At 68.1% G+C, this 19,604-nt stretch carries 17 protein-coding genes; 5 read left to right on the plus strand and 12 right to left on the minus strand.

Features of this window, described 5'->3' with window-relative positions; all coding sequences use genetic code 11:
* Nucleotides 1-7: 7 nt before the first annotated feature.
* From OD997_RS12315 to OD997_RS12340, 6 genes are all read right to left on the minus strand, one after another.
* A complete protein-coding gene (locus OD997_RS12315) occupies nt 8-991 on the minus strand; it encodes a hypothetical protein (RefSeq protein WP_434331829.1) in 984 nt (327 codons plus the stop codon).
* Entirely contained in the window at nt 991-1,776 is a 786-nt protein-coding gene (locus OD997_RS12320; RefSeq protein ID WP_434331830.1) for a signal peptidase I, read from the minus strand. Before OD997_RS12320 ends, OD997_RS12315 begins: the two co-directional genes overlap by 1 nt.
* 74 nt (nt 1,777-1,850) lie before the next feature.
* Nucleotides 1,851-2,585: a SipW-dependent-type signal peptide-containing protein gene (locus OD997_RS12325; RefSeq protein WP_434331831.1), complete on the minus strand. Its 735-nt coding sequence runs from the start codon at nt 2,583-2,585 to the stop codon at nt 1,851-1,853.
* An 80-nt stretch (nt 2,586-2,665) separates the two neighbouring features.
* Nucleotides 2,666-3,574: a hypothetical protein gene (locus tag OD997_RS12330; RefSeq protein ID WP_434331832.1), complete on the minus strand. Its 909-nt coding sequence runs from the start codon at nt 3,572-3,574 to the stop codon at nt 2,666-2,668.
* On the minus strand, nt 3,571-4,221 hold the full coding sequence (locus OD997_RS12335; protein ID WP_434331833.1) for a SipW-dependent-type signal peptide-containing protein: 651 nt from the start codon (nt 4,219-4,221) through the stop codon (nt 3,571-3,573). Before OD997_RS12335 ends, OD997_RS12330 begins: the two co-directional genes overlap by 4 nt.
* Nucleotides 4,218-6,989, minus strand: coding sequence for a hypothetical protein (locus OD997_RS12340; RefSeq protein WP_434331834.1), 2,772 nt, complete (start codon nt 6,987-6,989; stop codon nt 4,218-4,220). Before OD997_RS12340 ends, OD997_RS12335 begins: the two co-directional genes overlap by 4 nt.
* 540 nt (nt 6,990-7,529) lie before the next feature.
* Between OD997_RS12340 and OD997_RS12345 the strand changes: the two genes are divergently transcribed.
* Nucleotides 7,530-10,103: a helix-turn-helix transcriptional regulator gene (locus OD997_RS12345; protein ID WP_434331835.1), complete on the plus strand. Its 2,574-nt coding sequence runs from the start codon at nt 7,530-7,532 to the stop codon at nt 10,101-10,103.
* A 213-nt stretch (nt 10,104-10,316) separates the two neighbouring features.
* Here OD997_RS12345 and OD997_RS12350 read toward each other — a convergent pair whose 3' ends face one another.
* Nucleotides 10,317-11,198: a Fic family protein gene (locus OD997_RS12350; protein WP_434331836.1), complete on the minus strand. Its 882-nt coding sequence runs from the start codon at nt 11,196-11,198 to the stop codon at nt 10,317-10,319.
* Between the two features lie 183 nt (nt 11,199-11,381).
* Entirely contained in the window at nt 11,382-12,755 is a 1,374-nt protein-coding gene (gene dnaB / locus OD997_RS12355; protein ID WP_434331837.1) for a replicative DNA helicase, read from the minus strand.
* Nucleotides 12,756-13,307: 552 nt separating this feature from the next.
* On the opposite strand from dnaB, the gene OD997_RS12360 reads away from it, so the two are divergent.
* The 3 genes from OD997_RS12360 (at nt 13,308) to OD997_RS12370 (ending at nt 16,947) form a co-directional block, all read left to right on the plus strand.
* Nucleotides 13,308-14,336, plus strand: coding sequence for a hypothetical protein (locus OD997_RS12360; RefSeq protein ID WP_434331838.1), 1,029 nt, complete (start codon nt 13,308-13,310; stop codon nt 14,334-14,336).
* 109 nt (nt 14,337-14,445) lie between these two features.
* Nucleotides 14,446-16,134 (plus strand): chaplin family protein, encoded by a 1,689-nt coding sequence (locus tag OD997_RS12365; RefSeq protein ID WP_434331839.1) that lies wholly within the window; start codon nt 14,446-14,448, stop codon nt 16,132-16,134.
* 324 nt (nt 16,135-16,458) lie between these two features.
* Complete coding sequence (locus OD997_RS12370) at nt 16,459-16,947, plus strand: hypothetical protein (RefSeq protein ID WP_434331840.1); 489 nt, start codon at nt 16,459-16,461, stop codon at nt 16,945-16,947.
* 60 nt (nt 16,948-17,007) lie between these two features.
* On the opposite strand, the gene rplI is transcribed toward OD997_RS12370, so the two are convergent.
* The 4 genes from rplI to rpsF are packed head-to-tail and all read right to left on the minus strand — an operon-like array spanning nt 17,008 to nt 18,663.
* Entirely contained in the window at nt 17,008-17,460 is a 453-nt protein-coding gene (gene rplI / locus OD997_RS12375; protein ID WP_311245627.1) for a 50S ribosomal protein L9, read from the minus strand.
* 11 nt (nt 17,461-17,471) lie between these two features.
* A complete protein-coding gene (gene rpsR / locus OD997_RS12380; protein WP_042541518.1) occupies nt 17,472-17,726 on the minus strand; it encodes a 30S ribosomal protein S18 in 255 nt (84 codons plus the stop codon).
* A 50-nt stretch (nt 17,727-17,776) separates the two neighbouring features.
* Nucleotides 17,777-18,289 carry a single-stranded DNA-binding protein gene (locus OD997_RS12385; protein ID WP_056311050.1) on the minus strand — a complete coding sequence of 171 codons (513 nt, stop codon included), beginning with the start codon at nt 18,287-18,289 and terminating at the stop codon, nt 17,777-17,779.
* Nucleotides 18,290-18,294: 5 nt separating this feature from the next.
* Complete coding sequence (rpsF, locus tag OD997_RS12390) at nt 18,295-18,663, minus strand: 30S ribosomal protein S6 (protein WP_434331841.1); 369 nt, start codon at nt 18,661-18,663, stop codon at nt 18,295-18,297.
* Nucleotides 18,664-18,892: 229 nt separating this feature from the next.
* Here rpsF and OD997_RS12395 point away from each other — a divergent pair, with 229 nt between their 5' ends.
* Complete coding sequence (locus tag OD997_RS12395) at nt 18,893-19,591, plus strand: hypothetical protein (RefSeq protein WP_434331842.1); 699 nt, start codon at nt 18,893-18,895, stop codon at nt 19,589-19,591.
* The last annotated feature ends 13 nt before the right edge of the window (nt 19,592-19,604 follow it).

Below are 19,604 nucleotides of genomic sequence, written 5' to 3' on the forward strand. Positions count from 1 at the left end.
CGGCTCCTCACGCCACGGCGGCCAGCGCCCTGTGCAGCTCTGCGCAGTCCGGGCACACTCGATACCGGCCGACATCGTGGCGCGTCAGATCGGTCCACGACTCCCGTCTGCCGATGGTTCTCGAGCAGTCGTCGCACCGGCGACGAGGACGGGCGACGAGGAGCAGGCCGAGCAGCATCAACAGCCCCGCGGCGATGCCGAAGAGCACGAGGGAGTCCGCGCCGGTGGCCGCCAGGCGTTGGGGCTGGGCGTAGACGTCCCCCGACATCGTCGCGACCACGTCGAAGGCGAGCTCCGTCGACTCGCTCCCCTCGTTGCGGTGCTGGGTCGTCGATGGCGGAAGCTCGAAGCCGATCTCCACGGCCACCGTCTCACCGTGAGCGACCTGCACCTGCGCGATCTCCACGACGCCCGCGGATCGGTCACGCAGAGCGGAGTAGGAATGCTGCCCCTCGACGCCGCCCACGTTCCAGAACAGCTCGACATCGTCAGCGAGGTCAGGATTCGAGGCGCCCTCGGGCACGAACTCGCCGAGTCGCAGCGACACGGCCAGGTCGGCACGGGAGGGACCGGAGTTCGTCAGCAGCAGTGTGCGTCGCGTGCGGTCGCCGGGCGACGCGACCCGGTCGCCGACGAACGAGGCCTCGGCGGTGGAGTACGAGTGGCCCGACCAGTCCAGGTGCGTCGCCGCGCCGTCCCAGGTGGCCGTCGCGACGGCATCCCACGGCTCGATCCGATCGTCGGATGCCGGCGCCGGCGCCGCGTCTGCTGAGCCGCCCGTCACCGCGATCCGGGTCGGCTCGCCCGACGGCAAGGGCGGCAGCACACCCGCGGCCGAGAGCACGCCCGCCAGCGTGAGCAAGAGGATGAGAGCGAGGATCCACGAGACGAACGACGCCCGGCGGTTCCGCCGACGAGAGTCCGCGAGCAGGTCGTCGAGATCTCCGGATGCGGGGTGCGCAGTCGAGGGTGCGGGGTGCGGGTACGGCATCACTGGTCTCTCTCGGGATTCGTCGTGGTCGGCAGCAGCTCTCGGAAGGAGTGCTCGTCGAACGGCAGCAGTCGCAGTCGTGCGAGCTGGAGTTCCTGCTCGCGGACCGCGAGTTCACGCTCGCGGAGATCGAGTTCCCGAACCCGCAGGTCGTCGGGCGATGGTTCGGCTGCGGGGGCGGGAGCGGATACCGCAGCGACCCCGCCCGACCCCGAGGTCATGACCACGCGGGTCCGCGGCTTCCTGAACGTGCTCCAGAGGCCGTACCCGAGCAGACCTGCGGCGAGCGCGATGCCGAGCACCATGAGGTTCTCGGAGACCCATTGGCGCACCCATCCGACCGTGGGGAGGCTGTAGAGGAATGAGCCTCGCACCTGCTCAGGCGAGACAGGGTCATCCGCCGCCGAGTTCGCATCGCCCTGGGTGATGAGGCGGCAGTCGGTGCCGTCGTCGAACGTGCCGACGGTCTTGCCCACGACCCGGTGGGTGATGAGCGCCGGACTCCCCGGCTCCGGCAGGAACGTGACGATGTCGCCGACGCCGATCTCGGTGCACACCCGATCGGGAGCGACGCCTCGCACGGCCACGACGTCGCCCGGCGCGAGGGTCGGCTCCATGGAACCGGTGAGCACGGTGAGCGAGGACCCCCCGGCCACTCGCGGCACCACGAGGAGTGCGGCGATGAGCGCGACCACCGTCACGACGAACGCGAGCGACACGGCTCGCCCGGCGATGCGCCAGGGCGACTCGTACCAGCTCTTCTGGATCCTGCCGGCGGTGCGCATGCGTCCGTCTCTCATCGGTCGGGTGGTGGTCGAGGGAGGCGCCCCGTTTGTGGGGCGCCTCCCTGCCGGGGTGCTTAGAACTGCTCGCCGGTGTCGCGAACCTGCTCGAGCCTGAGGTTCAGGCCCGAGAGCGTGTCGGCCAGGGTGACGTCGGTGCGGTCTGTGACCGTCGACGAGAAGGTCCCGTAGACGACCACCGTCAGGTCCTCCGTGGTTGCGGCCATCGAGAGCACCGTGGTGCCGTTCGCGTCTTCGAGACCCGCGTCCTGTCCGGTTACGGGTGCCGACAGGTAGAGAAGGGTCGCGTCTGCCGTGACGGGCAGTGCGGTCTCGGTCTGCACGAGCGCACCGTCCTGGTAGACCTCGTAGGTGTAGGTCATGCCCGTGATGTCGTACTCGTTGAGCGCCGGGCCGTCGAGTGCCAGCCGACCCACGAGGTTGTCTCCCTCCAGGGTCACGTCGGCCGAGAACGAGGCAGCGACCTTGTCACCGGGAACGATGCGCCAGGTCGACGCATCCGTCGGGGAGAGAGCGTGACCGAGCTGCGATCCATCGGTACCCGTGACGGTGGCGGTCGCGTCGTCGCGGTCTGCGGACACATCCCAGAAGGTCGTGTCAGCGGTCTGCACGACGTCGAGGTCACCGGCGGTGATCTGTCCTCCGCTGAAGCCGTCGGTCGCGGTCCACAGGGCGAACGTCGATCCGCCCGCGAGCAGGGCCGCGGCGCCGCCGGCGACGAGGAGCAGTGCGCCGCGGCGCTTCTTCTTCTCTTCGGTCACGACGATGATCTGGGGGTTTTCGGTACTCATGCGAGTGCTCCTTTGTGATGGTGGTCGGGTGTCGCGCGACAGGACGTCTGGTCCGGCCGGCGGGATGGTGGATGCCTGGGCTACCGCGTGGAGCGGTCGCCGGGTGCGACGGCGGGGTTCGCGTTGGTCACGCGCGGGTCGATGCGGATGACGAGACCTGGTTCCCCCGCAGGGTCGGGGTGCACTGTTCCGCTCCACGACGAGTCGTCGCGCGAGAGGGTGCCGTCGTCACCGGTGCCCTCCGCCCACGCGATGTGGTCGTAGACCCCGATGGCGTTCAGCGACGCCGGGAACGCGACTGCGGCCTCCCAGGTGTCGAAGTCGCGGTTCTCGCTGCCGTCGACGGCGATTCCGTGGGCGCTCGCCTCCGAGACGTAGAGGCCGTCCGCTCGGTGGTTCCAGAGCATCGCGACGCACCACGTCTGGCCGATCTCAGTGCCGGTGGGATTGGTCGCAGGCTCCTGAAGCGTCCGATCGACGGCATCGGTCAGGTGGATGTTCGCCGCGGCCTCGGCACCATCGGGACCCTCGGGGATCACCGAGCAGTCGTCGCCGAGGCCCGCCGGATAGATCCGGACCGTCGAGTCCGCGAGCAGCGTGCCGTCCTCGGCGGAGCCGTCGATCAGGTCGGCGGTGCGGCCATCGCCCCAGACCTGAGGGCCGATCGTGACGTCGTAGTCGAGCCCGGCGATGCCGAGGGCAGCACCGGACACCTGGAATCGCCAGATCACCGGCTCGGTCCGCAGACCGCCCTGATCGAGCACCGTGGCGATCTCACTGCCCGGCAGGGTGATCTCCACCGGATCGCCCGACTCCGACAGCACTCGCTGCGACTCGGCGGACGCTCCGAAGGTCACCGCCCCCGTGCGCAGCTCGGGCACGACCACGGCATCGTTCGTGGTCCACAGCGCGTGCGCGGTCGAGACGGCGCCGAAAGCCATCACACCGGCGATCGCGACGGTGAGCGAGAGGACCGTACGCCGCCTCATGCTCCGGCCCCGCTTTCCCGCACCTGATCGAGGCGCACGATCAGATCGCCCGCGGCCCAGATGCCGGCGGCGCTGCGCACGTCGCTGTCCGTCCAGACGTAGTCACCGCGCACGTCGACCCTCACGACCACGGTCCACCGGTCGGTCTCGCCCTGCGGTGATCCGACGAGTCCGGGCACGGCCAGCGGCCCGCCGTCGGGAGAGCCGGTCGCGACGACGTCGCCCTCGGCATCCTCCACACGCAGCGTCACGGCGACGTCGCCCGCGTCCACCTGCGCCTGCACCTCGAGAGGCGACGCGAACTCGACGCTCAGGGCACCGGCCAGATTCTCTCCGCACAGATAGGTCTCGAGAGGCTGGGTGATCTCGATGACGTCGCCCGGCATCGTGAAGAAGTCGGGCGGGGTGCTCGTCAACTCTCCGGATCGGGGTTCGGTCACGCCCGGGGTTATCTGCCGCCACGACGCGGCCTCGGTCGTCATGGCCAGATCACCCGCCCGCCACAGCGAGCCCGAGAACGTGTCCTCAGACGACCACAGGGCGTACGTTCCGGCACCGATCGCGGCGGCGGTCAGCGCCGCCACCGCGACGGCACTGACGAGAAGGGGCGCCCGCCTCGCGCGGGGCGGCGCGTCGACCGCGATCATCGGCGCCACCCGTCAGCGGTGCCGTTCGAGAAGATCGTGCCGCACGCGGCGACCTTCTTGCTGTCCCCGATCGGGAGCTGCGAGATCGAGCCGATGAGACCGTCGGTGCCGAGACGCAGGTCGGAGTCCGTGACGAGGATGTCGTGCAGGTTCGTGACCCAGTCATCCGCCGAGCGGTTCGTCACCGTGTACACGAAGCACACGGCCTGCCCGTCGACGAGCCTCGAACCGGTGAGCACCGGAGTCCCCGTCTGCTCGATCGTCGCGGGTGTCGAGGCATCCGTCACCGCGGCGAACGCGCGCTTCTCGATGTCGATCGTCGGATCGGTGGCGAACAGGAAAGGGTTCACCGACGGCACGGCCAGCCCGTCGTAGTTCGTGTCGCTCGACGCGACGGTCGCCGCGATCGTGGCCTTCGTGTTGGCCCGGACATCTCCGGCACTCGCCTTCACCACGACCGGCTCGGACGAACGGCCACCGGGGGCGATGACCGGCGCATCGGTCGACAGGTGGACGCCGTTCTCGACACCCACCGCGTCGATCTGCGACGAGAACGTCACCGATGCCGTCGGCACCGGAGCGCCCGCACGGAGCATCAGGGCATACGTCTTGCCCTTCTTCTCGCCTGTCACGAGGGTGAAGCGGGGCGCTGTCACCTGCAGCGGATTGAGGAAGGTGATGCCGGCATCTGCCGAGATCGCGGCCGCGGTGTTGGTGAGCCCGGAGGTCGACGTCACACGCCCGGGAGCGATGCTCGCAGACACGGCGGCAGAGTCGTCGACTCGCGCGACCACCTCGAACTGGAGCCCGTTCTTCCCTGCGACAGGCGTCACGGAGACGACTCGAGGGGCGATCCGCGCCGTGTCGATGGTCTCCGCTGTGGCGGTGGCGTTCAGGTGGACGTCATCGGGGGTGACGGTCGACGGATCCAGGGGCAACGACGACGTGAGCAGGTAGCGCAGATCCCGGCTCATCGTGGGGTCGTTCTGACCTGCCGCCTGCTCGAGCACGAGACTCGGCCGGCAGTTCCCTGTCACGGCGACCGTGCGGCTGAACTGCGAGGAGGTGAGCTGCGGCGTGGTCTCGCCGTGCGTCTGCACGCGCACGAACCCCGAGACGTCACCGGTCGTGGCGTTCACGGCCTGCGCAGAGGTGGGCGCGGTGGCGCCGGCGAGCGCCTGCGGTCCGACGGGCAACGACACAGCGACGGATGCCGTGGCCGCCGTCACTCCGGTCACGCGCCCCAGGTAGATCTCTGCGGTGCGATCGGCCGTCCAGTAGAGGTCGAGCGAGACGGGTCCGGTGGGGATGTTCTGCCCGGTCACCGGTCTCTGCACGGCGAACTCCGCCGCACACGTCCCTCCGGTGAACCCGGCTCGCGGCGCCGCGACCAGCGCGGTGCTCGACGGAGCGGCGACCACCGCAGCGTTCGACGTCGGGAACCAGGTCGCCACCGACAGGTTGGAGTCCGTGCCGTTGTTGTCGACGAGGAGTGCGCCCCCGTCACCCGTCTCCTCACTCGTGGCAGGCCGGCCCTGCGAGCCCGATCGGGTTCCGAACGTGTTCCCCGAGACGGTCGTCAGACCGCTGCGCGAGAGTCGGATGCTGGAGTCGTAGCCGTCGATGAAGTTGTCGGTGATGCTGAGTCCGCTCGGCACCGTGCCGCTGCGGGTCAGTCCATCCCAGCGGATCGCGATGCTCTGGCCCGAGGCCGCGCGCACGATGTCGTTGCGCGAGATCCGGTTCTCACCGCTGAGCGTGCCCGGAGGAAGGGTGATGAATGCGTATTCGTCTCCCGACCCGTCGCCGGTGGAGTTGAGGAACTTGTTGCCCGAGATCGTCAGGTTCGACAGCCGGACGCCCGAGTTGCCGCCGTTCGAGAACTTGAACCCTGTGGCCCCGTTGAGGTTCTTCACCACAGAGTCCTGGAACGAGAACCCGTCGAGCACGACATTGGAGTCACGCGGCGAGAAGGTGGTCAGGTTGGTGCGGCAGCCGGAGCCGTCGGATCCGTTGCACGTGCCGCCGGAGGTGTAGTTCACCGAGACGCGCGAGATGGTGATGTTCTTCATCGGCGTCGTCGTCGTGGCGTTGAACAGGAACAGCCCCGAGGTCTGCTGGCCCTCATGGAAGAACCCCTGCAGCGAGTAGTCGCTCACCGAGATGTCACTCGCACCCTGGCGGTAGACCACGAAGCGCTCGGGGTAGTAGTTCTCCTTCGTCACGGTCGAACCGCCCGTGAGGCTGACTCGCTTCGCCTGCTCGCTCATCACGATCGAGGTGCCGCTGGAGAGGATGTTCGTGAAGTTCTTCAGCACCACATCCGTCCCTGCGATCTCGAACGCCGCCCCCTCCGTCGACTCCGATGTGGGGATGATGGAAAGACGGTTGTCGAGGTCGACGGTCACCGGTGCGGTGATGCGATAGAAGGCACCGTCGTCCCAGTTCGACACGGCGGACGTCTGCATCCAGTTCGCGGCGGAGCGCGTCATGACAGGGCGGATCGTGCCGCTGAGACCGGGCTGCACGGTGATGACCACGTCACCGGGGGCGCCCTTCAGGGCGTTCGACTCCTCCAGCGCCGCGCGAAGGGTGCAGGTTCCCGCGGCGGTCCTGCAGACGCCGTCGCCGGGCGTCTGATCGATCCCCGAGAAGGCGATGCTGGTGATCACGAGCTCATGGCTCGGTGCGGACATCGCGGGCCCCGCCACCACGACAGCACCGGCGATCAGGCCGAGGCATGCCGTGACCGCGGCAGCGACACGCACGCGCCACGCCATCCGGCGCCGCCGGCGCAGCGTTCGACGGCCTGGTAATCGAGGGCTCTCGCTCACGGTTGTCGTCTCCATGTATTCGGGCGCGCGCTGACGTCACGCTGTTTCTCGGGAGGGGTAGGACCGCGGGGCACGATGTGCGCAGATGGGCGGTGACTGTAAGACTGCGGTCCGCAGCCTGCCGGAGACCGGGATTCCGGTCACGTCAGCACTCGGCCGCGTCGATCTCAGTGGCCCTCGCTGTCCCTTGCGTAGTGGATGCGCGCAGACCTGAGGATTCGGTATCGCGGATGCTCAGTACCGGCCGTCCGGGTACTGCCCTGCACCACAACCTCTGCTCTGGCGCGCCCGGAAGTACGCAAGCTCGGCGCTCCCCCCGCGTACGCGGCGCGCTCACCGTGATCTTCGGGGGCTCGGAGCGACAGGATCAGAGCTGGCAGGGCGGCCGCATCGGCCGCCGCCGGTGCGCCTATCTCTGCGGAGTCCAGGAGAGTACGTTTTGCATAGGTACAGCACGTGAGGAGGCGGGAACTCATGGTGGTCGGTCGCGAAGAGAGTCTCGCCGCAGCAGTCGACCTGATCCAGGCCGGCGTCAGCATCGATATCGTCGGCAGCAGAGGGTCGGGTCGTAGCGCGTTCTTCAAGGCACTGCGCGCCCGGGTGGAACAGGACGAGTGGACGGTGGTCTCGGTGCGTGGGATCGCCTCGCTGCGCCAGCATCCGCTCGCCGCTCTGCATCTCGCCGGCATCGGTGCGACCAGCACGCAGCGGCCGGGTCCGAATCTCCATGAGACGGCCGACTCGCTGCGGCAGGCGCTCCGCGCCTCGCGGTCGGTGCTCTTCCTCGACGACTGGGACGACCTCGACGAGTCGTCGTGGGGCGTCGCCGAGTCCGTGCGACGCGAATACGGGGTGCCGATCGTCCTGTCGCGCCTGCAGGGTCTGCGTGCCAGACACACACCGAGCGGTCTTCCCGCATCGACCCTCGAGCCGTCGTATGTGATCGACATGACGCCGCTGCGCTTCGAAGAGATGGAGACGGCCCTCGAGACGTACCTCGCGCACCCGATCGAGGCGAGCACCATGAGCCGGATCTTCGCGAAGTCGGGCGGCAACATCGGTCTCGCGCTGAGTCTCGTCGACGCGACCATCCGCGAGCAGCGCCTCGTGCTGCGCGGCGGCGAATGGACCGCGACCCGAGACCTGTGGAGCAGCGGTCTGCGCGCCGTGCTGGAGGCGCACCTCGAGAGCCTCGACGATGCGACGCGCGACGCCCTCGAGATCATCGCGATCGTCGGCGTCGCCGACATCGACACCGCCAGCCAACTCGTCGACTGGGGAACCCTGGAGCTGCTGGAGGAACGCCGGATGATCACGTTCATCCCCAGCGGTGACCGGCAGCTCGTCGCGGTGATGCCGCCTCTGCTGGTCGAGTTCTTCCGGCATGAGCCGCTCACCGCGCGACGCACACGGCTCACGGGGCAGATCGTGCGGCAGCTGAGCACGCCAGAATCGGTCTGGTCGGTGCTCACCGACTCGCAGTCCTCACCCACGACCGCGAGCGGTCAGGATGCTCTGTTCGTCCGCCTGCTGCAGGAGCGCGCCCGCGCACGACGCATCGTCACGGCCGCCGAATGGGAGGCCAACCCGACGGCTGCCAGCGCAGTCCGCTACATCCGCGCTCTCATGCACACGCACACCGCGAAGGTGAGGGATGTGATCGCCGAGATCCTCTCGTCTCCCGATGCTCGCTTCGGCGATGACGCGAGTCGCGCCGAGTTCGCCGCCCTCAAGGCGGAGTGGACCGCCTACGTCGACAACGACCTCGATCGCGCTGTCGCGCACCTGCGGGAGGATGCCTCCGCCGTCGGCATGCATGCCGGGATGCTGCGGGCGGTCGAGGTGCAACTGCTCGCGAATCTCGGCGCGGTACCCGACGACTTCAGCAGTCGCCTCGAGGTCTCGGACGAGCTTCCCTCGACGGTCAAGCTGGTGATGTTCGAGACGCAGATGAGTGTGCTCGTGAGCCTCGGACGCTTCACCGACGCCCTGCGTGTGAACACGCTCATCGAGGATCTCGACAACGAAGAGCAGCGGCACACACCGCGGGTGCTCCTCGGAATGGCCCTGTTCGGTCAGGGCGACGCGAGCGGAGCTCTGGACGTGCTGCAGCGCGGCTTCGACGAGGCGCACGGATATCTCGACATCGACGCGGTGCGCGCTTTCGGCACGGCCGCGGCGCTCTGCCATCTGGCGTCCGGCGACCATGCGGCGGTCGACGACCTGCTCGAGGTGATCTTCTCCGCCGGAGAACCCTCGCCCCTGCCGCCCGGCGTGCAGCTGTCGCTGCTGGCGATCGCCGCTGTGGTCGCCATCCGCCGGGGTCAGCTCACGACCGGTGAGCGGCTCGCGGCCGACCTGGAGCAGCTCGGAGCCGAAGACGGCCCTCTTCCCGGACAGAGCCGCGCCTGGCCACAGGTGCAGCTGCTCGCCTTCGACGGGAACACTCAGAAGGCGGCCGAGCTGCTCGCCCGCTCGGGTGGGACCCTCTGGAACCGCGGTGCACGCCTGGCCGGGCTCACCGCGGAGCTCTCTGCGGTCGAGCTCGAGCCGACGCCGGCGCGACTCGCAGTCGCACTGGCGCACCTGACGCAAGTGCCGGAGGCCACCGGGCTCGCCGCCCAAGCCGCCTTCGTGACGGCACTGGTGGATCACGACCCGCGAACGATCCTGGCGACAGCCGATGAGCTGGATGCTCGGGGACTCACCGGAACGTCGTTGTCCGCCTGTCGCTTCGCACGGACGTGGTACTCCGAGGCCGGTGACGACTCAGGGCAGCGGCAGGCACTCGAACGAGAGGAGCGGATCCGCGCGCGCCACCCCGGGCGGAACTTCGATCTCGCGCGGTTCGGGGCGACAGCGGTCACGCTCACCGATCGCGAGAAGGAGGTGGGGCGCCTCGCCGCGAGCGGGCTGTCGAACGCTGAGATCGCCTCCCGCCTGGTGCTCAGCGTGCGCACCGTGGAGAGCCACATGCACCGGATCATGCGCAAGCTCGACGTCTCGAACCGCCGAGGGCTTCGTCGTCACGCCGAGGCGCTCGCCTGAATCGCGGACGGCGTGATCGCGCCCCCCTGTCCGCTGCCCGAAATACCGGTCGACAATAGGGCTTGCGCGAGGCGTTCGCTGGTGTCACGCTTACGTCACAGCTCTGTCGCGCTGTAACGCGACAGCTGGGGTGCCGCCCATATGACGGCATCGGATGGGGCGCCCTTTCTGCCGCCTCCCCCGTGGTGGGGGCGTCCCGTCCATCCCCTGGATTCAGTCGCGATGATCAGCAGCGATCATCCATCTGTCCCTCACCCTGAACGCGGGAAGCGTTTGTCGTTTGGCGCGGTTCGCCGCGACGTTGCCACGCATCCCGACATTTCGCGCCCACTGCGAGAGCCGGATGACCTCTGGACTGGTGAGGAGGGAGATGCGCTTGTGAAGCGCCTCCAGCACCAGCAGCGCGAGCAACCTCGTCATCTCGTCGTGGCGATTCGCGCGAGAGTACGCGTCGAGCGCCGGGTAGTACTCGACGCGCCTGTTCCGCGCCCGGACGATGACGGGCGGCAGCCCCTGCCCGAGTAGTTGGTGATTCATCAGGACACGACCGATGCGCCCGTTGCCGTCGACGAACGGATGGATCACCTCGAACTCGCAGTGGAACCAGGCGATCCTCTCGATGTCATTCACCGGCGGGCCGGTCACGTATCGATCGAGGGCCCGGTCGACGAGGTCCCTCACGAACAGAGGATTCGCACCGAGATGACTGCCGACCCGTACCCACTCGTCTCCTTGCCGGAACCGTCCCGCGACGTCATCGCGGATGCCCCTCAGGAGAGAACCGTGCCAGCGGAGGATGCGATCGACGGTCATCGTGCCGCCTGCGTCCTCGACTGTCGGATTCAGGAGATCCTCTGTGACGCCGGCGAGATTGCTCGCTTCGAACACCTCTCGAAGGTCGTGCGCCGCGGATGGCAGGCCCCCGGCGAGGATCCGCTCGGTGTCCTCGAGCGTGAGGGTGGAGTTCTCGATCGCGTTCGACTGATGAACGGACTCCGCTGTCTCACCCCGTGCGATCTGCGCGAGCGCCCCCGGGTGCCGCGAGGTCAGATCCCGATAGCGGGCGCGAAGCGATTCGATGCGTTCAATCGTCACTTGGTTGATCATCGGACCCCCTCAACGGGCCAACTTACCGTGAATAAACGCACGAGCGTACGATCGTTCACGCATAGTCCTCGTTGACACTCTCGGCGAACGACGCTCTGATGAGTCACGGCTCGAAGCAGATGGGGACCGTCGCTCCGTCATCCACGGCCCGTGCGAGGTCGTGGATGTCCATCAGTTGAAGTCGCCGCCCGGCGCCATGTCGTGGAAGCGCGAGTAGTGGCCCTGGAAGGCCACGGTGATCGTCGCGGTCGGACCGTTACGGTGCTTGGCGACGATCAGGTCGGCCTCGCCAGGACGCACGTCCTTGTCGTAGACCGAGTCACGGTGCAGCAGGATGACCATGTCGGCGTCCTGCTCGATCGAGCCGGACTCACGCAGGTCGCTGATGGCGGGCTTCTTGTCCTGGCGCTGCTCGGGACCACGGTTCAGTTGCGAGAGCGCGATGACCGGAACCTGCAGCTCCTTGGCGATGAGCTTGAGGCTTCGGGAGAACTCGGAGACCTCCTGCTGACGGGACTCGACGCGCTTTCCCGATGTCATCAGCTGCAGGTAGTCGATGATGACCATGCGCAGGCCCTCGCGCTGCTTGAGCCGACGGCATTTCGCGCGGATCTCGACCAGGGTCATGTTCGGGCTGTCGTCGATGTAGAGCGGCGCGTCGTTGATGCGCCCTCGGGTCGCCGCGACCGTCGTCCAGTCGCGAGGATCGAGGTTTCCCTTTCGCATGTTCTGCAGGGGGATCTGGCCCTCGGCGCTGAGCAGACGCATCGCGATCTCGCTCTTGCCCATCTCGAGCGAGAAGAAGACCGAGGGGAGGTTGTGGCCGATCGAGGCCGCGCGTGCGAAGTCGAGCGCGAGCGTCGACTTACCCATGGCGGGTCGAGCGGCGACGACGATCATCTGTCCGCCATGCAGGCCGTTGGTGAGCTCGTCGAGCTCCTTGAAGCCGGTCGGGACGCCCGTCATCGATCCGTCGCGGCCGCTGGCCGCCTCGATCTCTTCGAGCGCGGCGTCGACCGCGATCTGCAGGGGGACGTAGTCCTCGGTGGTTTCCGAGCCCGTGATCGAGTAGATCTCGGCCTGGGCGTTGTTGACGAGGTCGGTCGCGTCACCCTGCCCGTCGTAGCCGAGCTGCACGATGCGGGTACCGGCGTCGACCAGACGGCGAAGGATCGCACGCTCCGAGACGATGCCCGCGTAGTAGCCGGCGTTGGCCGCGGTGGGGACGATCGAGGTGAGCGTGTGGAGGTAGTCGGCCCCACCGGCGCGGCTGAGCTCGCCCGTCTTGATGAGCTCGTCGGTGACGGCGACGACGTCGGTCGGCTCGCCGTGCGAGTAGAGCGAGAGGATCGCCTCGAAGATCAGCTCGTGCTTGGGGATGTAGAAGTCGGCGCCCCTGAGCGTCTCGATCACATCTGCGACGGCATCCTTCGACAGCAGCATTCCACCGAGCGCGCTCTGCTCCGCCAGGAGGTCGTGCGGAGGGGTCCGCTCGGGCGGACGCTTGCTGCCGAGGCGATCCTCGGAGATGTCAGCGATCGACACAGTGTTCCCTTCGATGCGACGAGCGTGATGGGGCTGAGGTGGTGCCCGGGTCTCGTGCTGCGCAGTCGCGGCCCTTTTCGAAGCCTTCTGCGCAGCAAACCAGGTGCTTCCGACATCGGGTCGCTGCACCACGCTACGAGCGAGGGTTTTCGGTCGCAACACAGCCTGTGGATAACTCTGTGGAAAGCGTGCGAACAAGTCCGGAGAGTCTGTGCAGAACACATGTGGATAACCCGGTGGACTACCTCGAAACTGACTTTTCTTTATCCCCCCGACCTGGGCTTTTCAGTTTCCCCACCCTGTGGATGGGAAAGTGCTTCAACTGCGCATTGAAGGTTCATCGAATCCGGTACGGGATGTGTAGAACCTGGGGAAAGTCAAGCCGAGATTTCACCGGGCGCGTCACACTCCGCAACCCCCGGAAATGTGGCTCGATGTCAGCGTTTTCCAGCAGATCACTCTAGACATGCCGGAATACCGGGAGTATCGTCGCCCCCACTCGACGCGATGTGCATCGAACGAACGATCGTCTCTCGGGGGAGGGAAGTCGACGTGAACGCTCAGGCAACCCGGCACGGCCTTCCGGCCATCGCCCTCTGGGGTGGCGTGGGCGCGCTCGCGTGGGCGGCCATCACCGTCCTCACCGGAGGATCCGCCGCGCACGCCGACGAGGGTTCCGACGCTCCCCTGCTCGACGGAGTCACGTCGCTCGTCAGCCAGACCGTCTCGACGGTCGGCGACACCGTCAACGCCGTGACCTCGCCGATCGTCACACAGGTCGTGCAGCCGGTCGTCACCGAGGTGGTCGCACCCGTCGTGACCCAGGTGGTCGCACCGGTGCAGCAGGCCGCTCCCCCGGTCGTCGAGCACGTCTCCGAGACGATCACGCAGGTCCCCGTCGTGGGGCCCGCCGCAGCTCCCGTCATCGACGCGGTCACCGACACCGCGCAGGCCGTGGTCACTCCGGTCACTGATCTGCTCACCGATGCTCCGGCTTCTCAGATCGTCACTCCGGTGCAGGATGCTCTCGCAGCCCTCCCGGGCGTCGGACATCTGATCGAAGAACTCGGCGTCAACACGCTGCTCGGTGACGTCGTCGGTGTCGTCGACGCGACGACCGACCTGGTCGGCGGAGTGGTGGAGAACACCGTTCCTCCCGTGCTCACCGCCCTCGACCCTGACCACTCCGAGAACAACGGCCCCCTGCTTCCCGGCGTGGATCTCCTCGGTTCCATCACCGGTGCAGGCAGTCCCGTGACAACGCTTCCGGCCGCCCCTGCGCCCACTCGCGCGCAGACATCCGGTGCCTCCGCAGCATCCGCTCTTCTGCCGGTGGCTCCCCCCGCTGCCCCGGCCACGAGTGCGCCCGAATCCGGCGACACCGCGCCCATCACGCCGCCCGTCGGCGCGCCGGTGGTGCCGTCTTCCTCTGCCGGCTCCGGCGGAGCATCCGCTCTCTCCCACGCGCGTCTCAGCGACGTGGGAGTTGCCGCGTTCCGTGCTGTGGAACGCACCCCCGGTGCACCCGACGACGTCCTGCCGACGTCTCTGGTCGCCGACACCGACGTCTCTCCTGACTGACGGGTTGTCCGGTCGTTCCTTGTGAACGACAGATGCCGTGCTGCGCGCGCACTCGCTCTTTCGCGTGCACCCATCCAGACACACCCAACTCAGTCAGGAGAAGGTCATCATGCGTACTTTCATCAAGCGGGCCCTGTGGGGCACGCTTCTCGCCGGCGGGATCACCCTGCTCGGCGCGACGGCCGCCAATGCGGCAGACACCTCGGGAGAAGACGGTCTTCTCTCGGGCACTCAGGCGGTTGCACCGATCTCGGTGCCCGTCACGATCGTCGACAACGCGGTCTCGATCCTCGGGAACTCCTCCGCGCAGCCTGCCCCGGCCCCGGCGCCCGCTCCGGCCCCCGCGCCCGCTCCGGCTCCGGTTCCTGCGCCCGCTCCGGCTCCCACCACGAGCGGCGATTCCGGCGCCGCATCCGGCACCCAGGCCGTCGTGGACGTCACACTGCCCGTCACGGTGACCGGAAACGCGATCACGGTGCTCGGCGACTCGTCGAGCAGCGCGGCTCCGGCAGTGCCGGCTGAGGCTCCCCAGGCCCCGGCCCCCACCGCTCCGGCTCCGTCGATCACGACGAACGGCATCGACGGACTGCTGTCGGGCACCCAGGCCCTGCTGCACGTCGACGTGCCCGTCACCGTGTCGGGCAACTCCGTCGCACTGCTCGGCGAAAGCGAGACTCTCGGACAGGATGCCGCAGCACCGGCCTCCTCGAGCGCCCCGACGAGCGGCTCCGTCGCCCCGACCACGTCGGGTGATGATGGCGTCGGCAGCGGGACGCAGGTGACCGCACCGGTCACGGCGCCTGTCAACGTCTCGGGCAACGCCATCTCGCTCCTCGGAGAGAGCACGGCGACGGGAGGAACGGCTCCGGCCTCCCCCGCCGCATCGCCCACCACGGCGACGAGCACCTCCGGCGATGACGGCATCCTCGGCGGCAGCCAGGTCACCGCACCGGTCACGGCACCCGTGAACGTCTCGGGCAACGCCATCTCCATCCTCGGAGAGAGCGCCGTCACCGGCGGAACGGCTCCGGCCACTCCCGCCGCTTCGACTGGTCCCGCGACGGGAGCCGCAACGTCGGGCGATGACGGGATCGGCAACGGCACCCAGGTCACCGCTCCCGTCACCGCACCCGTGACCGCCACCGGCAACGCCATCTCCGTCCTCGGAGAGAGCGCCGTCACCGGCGGAACCGGATCCGCAGCACCCGCCGCAGGCGGTGGCTCGACCGGCGGCACCACCACCGGTGACGACGGCATCCTCGGCGGCACCCAGGTCACCGCACCTGTCACCGCACCCGTGACCGCCACCGGCAACGCCATCTCCGTCCTCGGAGAGAGCGCCGTCACCGGCGGCACCGGCACCACCGCACCGACCACAGGAGGTACGACCACCGGCGGCACCACCACCGGTGACGACGGCATCCTCGGCGGCACCCAGGTCACCGCACCGATCGCGCTTCCGATCACGATCGGTGGCAACGCCATCTCCGTCCTCGGAGAGAGCACGGTGACGACCCCGGGCACCACTCCGGGGACGGATCCCGGCACGGACCCCGGAACCGACCCTGGAACGGACCCCGGGACAGACCCGGGAACGGACCCCGGAACGACCCAGGGCACCGACTCGGGAATGACGCTCTCTGCGGCACTCACCAGCGGCGGTTCGGTGACCGCAGCCGGATCCGCGCAGGGACTCGCCGCCACCGGCGGCTCGTCCTCGCTCGGATACGCCGCGGTGGCCGGACTCCTGCTCCTCCTCGGAGCCGGGATGCTGCGCCGTCGCCACGTGACGGCATAGCCCAGACCCCGGCGGTGTCGTCATCCTCGGGGGAGGAGATGCGGCACCGTCGGTGTGCGGATCCCGTGACGCGGTGAGCAAGGGTCCCCAGCCCAGCCCGCGGTCTACGATGCCGCACAGTTCACGGATGCCCCGCGTCCCCAGCGCGGGGCATCCGTCGTGCCCTCGCACGCGACTCAGTCCGGAGACCGGGGTCGCGTGTCTAGACTCGCTCCAGGAGGTGACCATGCGGATCGATCACCGTCAGCTGGAACTCGCGCCTCAGATACGGCGCAGAAGTCCGCGACCGCACACGCGAATGGCTCCCCCTTCGGAGCGGCTCCAGTGACTCGCAGCCCCCAGGGTCTGCGGTGGGCGGTCAACGGCGCTCACGCATTCGACGTGTCGACGCCCGCCACTCACACCGTTCTCGCCGAGATCGACCGTGTGATGCGGACCTCGCAGTTCCGCGCCGATGCGCCGCGAGACGACCCTGGTGCACTGCGGGTCTACCGACGCGGATCAGCCCTGGGCGATGTGCTCATCGGGGGAAGCGGCCTCTCCGCGATCACGACCCGAATCGGCCCCCTCTCGGTGCACGGCGTCGTCGTCGTCTGGGTCGGTGAGCACGGTCCGGACTCCGCTCGGGTGATCGTCTCACTCGTGGCCGGTTCGCACATCGGTGGTGACTTCATCGACGCCGTGGAGGAGGCGTTGCGTCTCATCCGCTCCCGTGGCGTCGCAATGGATGACGCAGGGTGGTCACGTGCAGCCGACGTCGATCGCACGTCGCCAGCGAACCCCCGCCGAGCCGCAGAGCTCGGTCTCGTCTGACCCGCACACGCAGAACGCCCCCTGTCCCGAAGGACAGGGGGCGTTCGAGAGCGTCGCGCCTTACTTGGCGGCGACGACCTGCAGCGTGATGACTGCGGTCACGTCGTCGTGCAGACGAACCGTGGCCTCGTGCTCACCGGTCGACTTGATCGCCGACGGGATGTGCACCTTGCGCTTGTCGATCGAGCCGAGACCCGCGGCTGCGACAGCATCCGCGATGTGATCGGTCTTGACCGAACCGAAGAGGCGACCCTCGTTACCGGCCTTGACGGCCAGGCGCACCTTGGTGCCCTCGAGGGAGTTCTTCAGGGCCACAGCCTCGTCGCGGTCGTGGATCGCACGCGCCTGACGAGCAGCCTGGATCGAAGCGACCTGCTTTTCGCCACCGCGGGTCCACGCCGTAGCGAAGCCCTGGGGGATGAGGTAGTTACGGGCGAACCCGTTCTTGACCTCGACCACGTCACCGGCGCTACCAAGCCCGGCGACCTCGTTCGTGAGAATCAGCTTTGCCATCTCGTTACCCCTTACCGGCCGGCGCCAGCGTAGGGCAGGAGCGCCATTTCGCGTGCGTTCTTGATCGCGGTGGCGATCAGACGCTGCTCCTGCACCGAAACACCGGTGATACGACGGGCGCGGATCTTGCCGCGCTCCGAGACGAACTTACGGAGGGTGGAGACATCCTTGTAATCGATGACTCCGACCCGGATCGACTTCGCGGGAGCGGTGGGCTTGCCACCCTTCCGCGGCTTGCGGCGGTCGCCGCTCGACTTTCCAGCCATTGTTTTTCCTTAGTTTTGAGACGGATGCCGAAGCATCCGGAGATCCTGTTTCAGAAGGGGGTGTCGTCGCCGAAGCTGCCCGGAGTGCTCCAGGCATCTGCGCTGGTCGACGAGCCGGGCGTGGACCACGGCTCTTCCGACACCTGCTGCTGCTGAGCGGGGCGCGACTGTCCGCCGCCACCGCCGCCGCCACCGGTCGAGGCCGCACGAGTGACCTGTGCAGTCGCGTACCGAAGCGAGGGGCCGATCTCGTCGACCTCCAGCTCGATCGCGGTGCGCTGGTTGCCCTCGCGGTCCTGGTAGGAGCGCTGACGCAGACGGCCCTGCGCCATGACGCGCATTCCCTTGGTCAGCGAACCCGCCACGTGCTCGGCGAACTCACGCCAGACCGACGCGCGGAGGAACAGCGCTTCGCCGTCCTTCCACTCGTTGGCGGCGCGGTCGAAGTTCCGAGGCGTCGAAGCGATGGTGAAGTTCGCCACCGGCAGTCCGTTCTGCGTGTACCGCAGCTCGGGGTCGGCCGTGAGGTTTCCCACCACGGTGATGACTGTTTCGCCGGCCATCGGACTCAGGCCTTCGCAGCCTTGGCGGCCTTGCGGGCAGCCTTCTCTTCAGACCGCTTGGCCTCCGAAGCGACCATCGCCTGAGCTTCCTCAGAGCGAAGGACCTTCGTACGCATGATCTGCTCGTTCAGCTTCAGCTGACGGTCGAGCTCCTGCGTGGCCGCGCTGGTGGCGGTGAAGTTGACGACGGCGTAGATGCCCTCGTTCTTCTTCTGGATCTCGTAAGCCAGACGGCGCTTGCCCCAGATGTCGACCTTGTCAATCGAGCCACCATCGTTGGTGATGACCTTCAGGAACTTGTCGAGCGTAGGGGCGACCTGGCGCTCGTCGATCTCGGGGGTCAGAATGACCATGAGTTCGTACTGGTGCGTCACTTACCCACCTCCTTCGGACTAGAACGGCTTCCGGGACTTTCCCGGAAGCAGGAGGGTGTGTGCACGTCATCCGCCGAGCCACCCGAGTGGGTGCCTGATGGCAGACAACCTTGACAGTGTAGCGGAGAAAACTTCGGGCTGCCTCCACACACATCGCCCCGGAGTTGGCATGCTGGTATGCGTGCGTGCCGACAGGCGATGCACGACAACGACCGAAGGGGGAAACGCCATGCGCGTGAACAAGTGGGGTGTCGGCGTCATGCTCGCCGCCGCCGTAGTGCTGACCGGATGTACCGCAGGTTCTGACGAGCCTGCCGAAGACAAGCCCACCGGGGCTGCGGAGGAGACCACCGCACCCGAGTCCGACTGCCCCGAGCTGTCCGAAGGCGCGACCGTCGACGGCGCAGAGCTCGGCGCCTGCATCACCGAGGCGATGACCGACACCGCCGGTTACGCTGCCAAGACCAGCATCCTGGGCATGGACACCACCGCCCGGTACAACCCGGGAACGGATGCCGTCGAGACCATCACGCCGATGGGATCGCTGATCGTGATCGGTGACGATGCCTGGGTCAAGACGGCCACGAGCGAGTGGCAGGTCGCAGACCCCAACTCGAGCGACCCGATCATCGCCGCCCTGAGCAGCGGTGCGAAGACCGCCGCCGACACCGACCCCGCGACCGCCGCGGGCGCCCTCACCGGCGAGTTCACCGTCACCGGCACGGGCACGCGCCTGGGCCAGGACGTCTACCTCCTGACCGGCACCTCCGAGGCGCAGGGCGTGGCCGTCGACGTGACCTTCGAGGTCACGAGCGACTACGTGGTGCTCGCCACGACCGGCACCACCGAGGCCGCCGGCCAGACCATCGAGACCTCGCTGGAGATCACCGAGTGGGACGTCGAGCAGGACATCGTCGCGCCGCTCTGATCCACGAGCAGAC

The organism is Microbacterium sp. CGR1 (genome assembly GCF_051062835.1).
In the GTDB taxonomy this organism is placed as follows: Bacteria; Actinomycetota; Actinomycetes; order Actinomycetales; family Microbacteriaceae; genus Microbacterium.

Excerpts from the sequence above, each read along its gene's own strand:
- OD997_RS12315 (WP_434331829.1), bottom strand. The coding sequence starts at position 991 with ATGCCGTACCCGCACCCCGCACCCTCGACTGCGCACCCCGCATCCGGA.
- OD997_RS12320 (WP_434331830.1), bottom strand. The coding sequence starts at position 1,776 with ATGCGCACCGCCGGCAGGATCCAGAAGAGCTGGTACGAGTCGCCCTGG.
- OD997_RS12325 (WP_434331831.1), bottom strand. The coding sequence starts at position 2,585 with ATGAGTACCGAAAACCCCCAGATCATCGTCGTGACCGAAGAGAAGAAG.
- OD997_RS12330 (WP_434331832.1), bottom strand. The coding sequence starts at position 3,574 with ATGAGGCGGCGTACGGTCCTCTCGCTCACCGTCGCGATCGCCGGTGTG.
- OD997_RS12335 (WP_434331833.1), bottom strand. The coding sequence starts at position 4,221 with ATGATCGCGGTCGACGCGCCGCCCCGCGCGAGGCGGGCGCCCCTTCTC.
- OD997_RS12345 (WP_434331835.1), top strand. The coding sequence starts at position 7,530 with ATGGTGGTCGGTCGCGAAGAGAGTCTCGCCGCAGCAGTCGACCTGATC.
- OD997_RS12365 (WP_434331839.1), top strand. The coding sequence starts at position 14,446 with ATGCGTACTTTCATCAAGCGGGCCCTGTGGGGCACGCTTCTCGCCGGC.
- rplI (WP_311245627.1), bottom strand. The coding sequence starts at position 17,460 with ATGGCAAAGCTGATTCTCACGAACGAGGTCGCCGGGCTTGGTAGCGCC.
- rpsR (WP_042541518.1), bottom strand. The coding sequence starts at position 17,726 with ATGGCTGGAAAGTCGAGCGGCGACCGCCGCAAGCCGCGGAAGGGTGGC.
- OD997_RS12385 (WP_056311050.1), bottom strand. The coding sequence starts at position 18,289 with ATGGCCGGCGAAACAGTCATCACCGTGGTGGGAAACCTCACGGCCGAC.
- OD997_RS12395 (WP_434331842.1), top strand. The coding sequence starts at position 18,893 with ATGCGCGTGAACAAGTGGGGTGTCGGCGTCATGCTCGCCGCCGCCGTA.